At 63.0% G+C, this 6,744-nt stretch carries 4 protein-coding genes; 1 reads left to right on the top strand and 3 read right to left on the bottom strand.

Annotated elements, in window-relative coordinates; all coding sequences use genetic code 11:
* Nucleotides 1–413 precede the first annotated feature (413 nt).
* The gene (carB, locus tag EN808_RS04555; protein WP_127278035.1) at nucleotides 414–3,917 is read left to right on the top strand and encodes a carbamoyl-phosphate synthase large subunit; all 3,504 of its coding nucleotides are present in this window, start codon (nucleotides 414–416) and stop codon (nucleotides 3,915–3,917) included.
* A gap of 95 nt (nucleotides 3,918–4,012) precedes the next feature.
* Here the strand turns inward: carB and EN808_RS04550 are convergent, their stop codons facing one another.
* The 3 genes from EN808_RS04550 to EN808_RS04535 all read right to left on the bottom strand — a co-directional run bounded on the left by EN808_RS04550 (nucleotide 4,013) and on the right by EN808_RS04535 (nucleotide 6,423).
* On the bottom strand, nucleotides 4,013–5,053 hold the full coding sequence (locus EN808_RS04550; RefSeq protein WP_189343779.1) for a branched-chain amino acid ABC transporter substrate-binding protein: 1,041 nt from the start codon (nucleotides 5,051–5,053) through the stop codon (nucleotides 4,013–4,015).
* A 223-nt stretch (nucleotides 5,054–5,276) separates the two neighbouring features.
* A complete protein-coding gene (locus EN808_RS04545) occupies nucleotides 5,277–5,669 on the bottom strand; it encodes a RidA family protein (RefSeq protein WP_135915239.1) in 393 nt (130 codons plus the stop codon).
* Between the two features lie 292 nt (nucleotides 5,670–5,961).
* Entirely contained in the window at nucleotides 5,962–6,423 is a 462-nt protein-coding gene (locus tag EN808_RS04535) for a cupin domain-containing protein (RefSeq protein ID WP_135915237.1), read from the bottom strand.
* Nucleotides 6,424–6,744 lie beyond the last annotated feature (321 nt).

The following is a 6,744-nucleotide window of genomic DNA, read 5'->3' as shown; positions in this document are numbered from 1 at the left end:
GGACGGCCAATGGGCACTTACCTTCCATGATTATCCGCTTGGCATCATCGACACCAGACGTATGAAGCTCGTCCGCCGCAGCGCCGCGCCAACCAAACCGCTTGGCGCTGCGGCGGATGCATAGGGGGAGAACTGTTACCTATGTATCCGGTTCAATCTGTTACCCATCTATCGGCTGGACACCGGCAGGCAGGTGAGGGGCAGCGCAAACGCCCCGCAAGGTACCAATTCAAACCCAACGCCTTTGCCCCGGCCGTAAAACCCCACACAAACCCGCATTTTCGGGGTTACATCGGGCAAAACTCTTCCCTATAAGGCCCTCCTAGCCTGATACCAGAATCGCGAGCACAACCGGCCGGGTCTTCCCGTCCCGGTTTTTTGTGCAAGCCCGCTGCCGAACGGAATTCACAGACATGCCCAGACGCACCGACATCAAGTCGATCCTGATCATCGGGGCCGGCCCCATCGTCATCGGCCAGGCCTGCGAGTTCGATTATTCCGGCACCCAGGCCTGCAAGGCGCTGAAGGAAGAAGGCTTCCGCGTCATCCTGGTCAATTCCAATCCGGCCACCATCATGACCGACCCGGAACTGGCCGACGCCACCTATATCGAGCCGATCACCCCCGAGGTCGTGGCCAAGATCATCGCCAAGGAACGGCCCGACGCGCTGCTGCCGACCATGGGCGGCCAGACCGCGCTCAACACCGCGCTGTCGCTGCGCCGCATGGGCGTGCTCGAGCGCTACAATGTCGAGATGATCGGCGCCGACGCCCATGCCATCGACAAGGCCGAGGACCGCGCTCTGTTTCGCGAGGCGATGAAGACGATCGGGCTCGAAACGCCGAAGTCGATGCTGGCCAACGCCACCGACGTCAAGAACGCCGACCGCAAGACGCACGAAGCCGAGCGCGCCGCGCTGAAGGCCGAAAAGCCCGACAATCTCGACGCCGCGCTCGATGCGCTGGAAACCCGCTGGAACCTCGGCGAAGGCGACCGCAAGCAGCGCTACATCAGCCATGGCATGGCGATCGCCGCCCAGGCGCTCGACCATGTCGGCCTTCCCGCCATCATCCGCCCCTCCTTCACCATGGGCGGCACCGGCGGCGGCATCGCCTACAACAGGGCCGAATTCTACGACATCGTCCAGTCCGGCCTCGATGCCTCGCCGACCACCGAAGTGCTGATCGAGGAAAGCGTGCTCGGCTGGAAGGAGTATGAGATGGAGGTCGTCCGCGACAGAGCGGACAATTGCATCATCGTCTGCTCGATCGAGAACATCGACCCGATGGGCGTGCATACGGGCGATTCCATCACCGTCGCCCCTGCCCTCACGCTCACTGACAAAGAATACCAGATGATGCGCAACGCCTCGATCGCGGTGCTGCGCGAGATCGGCGTCGAGACCGGCGGCTCCAACGTGCAGTTCGCCGTCAACCCGGCCGATGGCCGCCTCGTCGTCATCGAGATGAACCCGCGCGTCTCGCGCTCGTCCGCGCTTGCCTCCAAGGCGACCGGTTTCCCGATCGCCAAGATCGCCGCCAAGCTCGCCGTCGGCTACACGCTGGACGAGTTGGAGAACGACATCACCGGCGGCGCGACGCCGGCTTCGTTCGAGCCGTCGATCGATTATGTCGTGACGAAGATCCCGCGCTTTGCCTTCGAAAAGTTCCCCGGCGCAGAGCCGGTGCTGACCACCGCCATGAAGTCGGTCGGCGAAGTCATGGCCATCGGCCGCACTTTCCAGGAATCGCTGCAGAAGGCGCTGCGCGGACTGGAAACCGGCCTCACCGGCCTCGACGAGATCGAGATCCCCGGCCTCGGCCACGGCGCCGTGGCGGCCAACCACGCCGACGACCGCAACGCCATCCGCGCCGCATTGGGCACCCCGACGCCGGACCGGCTGCGCATGGTGGCGCAGGCGATCCGCATGGGCACCTCGCTGGAAGACGTGCACGCCATGTGCAAGATCGACCCGTGGTTCCTCGAACAGATCGCCGGCATTCTCGCCATGGAGGCCCGCATCCGCGAGCACGGCATTCCTGAGGACGCCGTCAATCTGCGCATGCTGAAAGCCATGGGCTTCTCCGACGCCCGCCTCGCGTCGCTGACGAAGACCGACGCCGAAGTCGTTCAGAAGATTCGTGAAAAGCTCGACGTTCATCCGGTTTATAAGCGCATCGACACTTGCGCCGCCGAGTTCGCCTCGCCGACCGCCTACATGTATTCGACCTATGAAGTGCCTTTCGCCGGCGCGCTCGCCAACGAGGCGCAGGTCTCTGCGCGCAAGAAGGTCGTCATCCTCGGCGGCGGGCCGAACCGCATCGGCCAGGGCATCGAGTTCGACTATTGCTGCTGCCACGCGGCCTTCGCGCTGCGCGACGCCGGCTATGAAGCGATCATGATCAACTGCAACCCCGAAACCGTCTCGACCGACTACGACACTTCGGACCGGCTCTATTTCGAGCCGCTCACGGCGGAGGACGTGCTGGAGATCCTGCGCGCCGAGCAGGCCTCGGGCGAACTGATCGGCGTCATCGTCCAGTTCGGCGGCCAGACGCCGCTGAAGCTGGCGGATGCGCTGGAGAAGGCGGGCATCCCGATCCTCGGCACCTCGCCCGACATGATCGATCTGGCCGAAGACCGGGACCGTTTCCAGAAACTCCTGCACAAGCTCAACCTCAGTCAGCCGAAGAACGGCATCGCCTATTCGGTCGAGCAGGCCCGCACCGTCGCCGGCGAGCTCGGCTTCCCCCTGGTGGTGCGCCCCTCCTATGTGCTTGGCGGCCGCGCCATGCAGATCATCTACAACGAAGGCATGCTGCAGACCTATCTGCTCGACACCGTGCCCGGCCTGGTGCCGGAGGATATCAAGCAGAAATACCCCAACGACAAGACCGGCCAGATCAACACGCTGCTCGGCAAGAACCCGCTGCTGTTCGACACCTATCTCTCGGGTGCCATCGAGGTCGACGTCGACTGTCTCTGCGACGGCAAGGCGACCTTCGTGTCGGGCATTCTCGAACACATCGAGGAAGCCGGCATCCATTCCGGCGACTCGGCGTGCTCGCTCCCCGTTCACTCGCTGCCTTCGGAATTGGTTGACGAGCTGGAGCGCCAGACGGCGGCGCTCGCCCGCGCGCTCAATGTCGGCGGGCTGATGAACGTGCAGTACGCGATCAAGGACGGCACGGTCTATGTGCTGGAGGTCAACCCGCGGGCATCGCGCACCGTGCCCTTCGTCGCCAAGACCATCGGCCGGCCCATCGCCAAGATCGCCGCCCGCATCATGGCCGGCGAGACGCTGGAAGACGCCTTCTCCCATTACGGCGCCATGCCCGACCCCAGGAATCCCGGCCACATCGCGGTCAAGGAAGCCGTCTTCCCCTTCGCCCGCTTCCCCGGCGTCGACATATTGCTCGGCCCGGAAATGCGCTCGACCGGCGAGGTCATGGGCCTCGACCGCGACTTCGCGCTCGCCTTCGCCAAGAGCCAGCTCGGCGCCGGCGTCGACCTGCCGCGCTCCGGCACGCTGTTCGTCTCGGTGCGCGACGAGGACAAGAAAGGCATATTGCCGGCGGTCAAGCGCCTGGCCGGCCTCGGCTTCAAGGTGCTGGCCACCTCGGGCACCGCCCGCTTCCTCGCCGAAAACGGCGTGGTCGCCGAAAAGATCAACAAGGTGCTCGAAGGCCGCCCCCACATCGAGGACGCCATCCGCAACCGCCAGGTCCAGATCGTCTTCAACACCACGGACGGCCAGAAGGCGGTGTCGGACTCGAAGTCGCTACGCAGGGCAACGCTGATGCAGAAGGTGCCGTATTACACGACGCTGTCGGGCGCAGCGGCCGTGGCGGAGGCGATCGCGGCGTTGAAGGCTGGGAGCCTGGAGGTCAGGCCGCTGCAGGAGTATTTTGCTTAGGCGATTAGCTCTCTTCTCCCCGTTCACGGGGAGAAGGTGCCGGCAGGCGGATGAGGGGCAGCGCTCACATCTCAAGTTGGGACTGCCAAGCGGCCCTATTTCATCGGCTCCAACGACAGGCCACCGTTCGCCTGTTTCGTCCAGACATACATCGCCACATCAGGCTGGCGCCGATCGCCTTTCGCGTCGAACGTCAGATCGCCCAATACGGTCGAAATCGGCTTGCCTGATTTTATGGCGGCGGCGACGAGCCTCGGCGCTTGGACTCCTGCCATCTCGATACCTCCGGCGATGACCTGGACGGCGGCATAGGACTTCAACGTATAAGCCTCGGGCTCGAACCCCTGAGAGCGAAAACGCGCAACCACATCCTTTGCAGCTGGATTGGACCGGTCCTCGGGGGAAAACACGATCAGGGTCCCCTGAACAGCCGGCCCGGCCAAGCCAGTCAGACCCTTGACCATGGCTCCGTCACCGGAGATGAATTGCAGGTGCATATCAGCCTCGTCACTTTGACGAATAAGCCGACCCAACTGGTCCCCCAACCCGGCAAAGAACGCAACGTCGATCTTCGCGGCTTTCATTTTGCCGATCAGGTCTCCAAAATTGGTCTGATCATATCTAACCTTGATAGCCAGCTTTTCAGGATGCCCCTTTGCTCGCAGCGCCTTCCGGGCCTTGTTCGCCAAGCCGTCTCCATAGGGCGTACCATCACTTACGATGGCCAGATTCCGAGCTGCGAAATGATCCGCCATGTATTCGCCGGCAAACGTCCCTTGAACATCGTCACGCCCCGCTGTGCGAACAACATTCCAGAGCTTGAATTCGGTAAGCCCGGGATTTGTGGATGCTGGACTGACCATCAAAGTATTGTTCTTGGCGTAAATTTGCGAAGCTGGAATTGAAGACCCTGAATTGTAGTGGCCAACAACAAAGCGAACTCTGTCCCTAGCAAATGCCTTGGCAATGCCGATGGCGGTATCCGGGGTGCCCTGATCATCAAGGACGACAAGCGCTATCTTGCATCCCCCAATCCCACCTTTGGCATTGATGTCGTCTGCTGCGAGTTGAGCGCCACGGCGCATTTCCTCGCCGTAAACGGCCCAATCTCCCGTCATGGGGCCGGCCACGGCCATGGGAATATCAGGGCAAGCCGCGGCCGCTGATTGAGGAGCCGTTGACGCCGCCAACAGGCCCAAGGCCAATATTGTAAAAAGCCGAGGAAGCCCAAGCCAAAAACTACGCATTTCCGCCCCAGAAAGGTATTTAGAAAGTAGCCTTCCAAAAGAGAAAGATAACATGCGCTTTCAGCAAATTGAAGGTCTCCGCCGCAGCGAACGGAATCTTGTAGTGCGCCCCTCACCCCACCGCCACGCACTCAATCTCGATATCGAACTCCATCGGCCATGACGCCACCGGCACGAAACTCCGTGCCGGCGGGTTCTCGCTGAAATACCGGGCATACACCCTGTTTATCACGTTGTAGAAGCCGGAATTGACGGCGTAGATGCGCACCATCACGACATTCTCCAGCGAGGTGCCGGCCGCTTCCAGGCAGTGTTTCAGCGCTTTCAGCGACGCCTCGGTCTGGACCTCGATGTCGCCGCGCACCATCTCGCCGGTCACCATGTCCACCGGCGGCGTCGCCGAGATGAACACGAAGCCGTTGGCCTTCACCGCCGTCGAGCAGGGCAGGCCGAGTGAGCGCACCTTGTCCGACATGACGGGTACTTCGATGACTTGTTTTTGCATGGGTGTGCTCCCTGGGTTGCAGCGAGCTTAGCGCGGCGACGACGGAACGCCAGCGCGGTTCTTCCTTCTCCCCTTGTGGGAGAAGGTGGATCGGCGCGCAGCGCCGAGACGGATGAGGGGTGCGTGAAGGAACGAGACGTTGCTGGTTTCGTCCGTTTTCCCCCTGAGGTGCTGCCCGGGCATGAACGTGGCGCCAAGCTGGAACACCCCTCATCCGTCTTGCCGCTCCGCGGCAATCCACCTTCTCCCACAAGGGGAGAAGGAAGGCCCGCGTCGCGCGCCGCCCCGGGGCTCACCCCTGCCACGGATACGGCGTTCCATCATTGTGCAAAAACCGCCCATCGGAACTCGGGCTCATCATGTCGATGTCGCAGGTGATGACGTCGTCCGGATTGCGCGAGCCGACCTCGAGGTAAACAGCCGTCGTCGCCGAGCGGTTGATCATATGGTGGCCGTTGCCGCTGTTTTTGGCGAAGGCAGCACTGTCGCCGGCCCTGAGCAGCGTCTCGCCGCCATCCTCGACCAGCACCAGTTCGCCCTCCAGCACATAGACGAGCTCGTCCTCATGGCTGTGCCAGTGGCGCTGGCTCGACCGGCCGCCTGGCGGCAAGGTCATCAGGTTGACGCCGAAATCGGTGAGCCCGCCGGCATCGCCGAGGCGCCGGCGCGTGCAGGTCGCGCAAGGGGCGTCGAAGGGCGCGGGGTAGCCGGAGCCTTTGCGGACGGGCACGGATGCGAGATCGATCTTGGGCATGGGGTGCTCCCGAGGGTGATGCCGGGCAGTTTAATTCATGGCGGGTGGGGGCACAGGGCTAGGTTGGGTGTGGGGTTTGCCAGGGGCTAGAGCGCCTGACACCCCCACCTTCGTCATCCTAGGGCGAAGCAGCCGCGGAGCGGCGTCGCGGAGACCCTAGGATCCATGCCGCGACATCAATCGAGGACGCAGCGGAACAGAATCCCGCACTGTAGCAACGCTTTGAAGTCCCGGCATGGATCCTCGGGTCTGCGCCGCGTCGCTGCGCTCCTTGCTCCGCCCGTGGATGACGAAATGAAGGGGGCTCCACCAGCCGGAAGG

Source organism: Mesorhizobium sp. M8A.F.Ca.ET.165.01.1.1, assembly GCF_004792065.1.
GTDB lineage: Bacteria > Pseudomonadota > Alphaproteobacteria > Rhizobiales > Rhizobiaceae > Mesorhizobium.
This window is presented reverse-complemented; position numbering and strand designations above follow the sequence as displayed.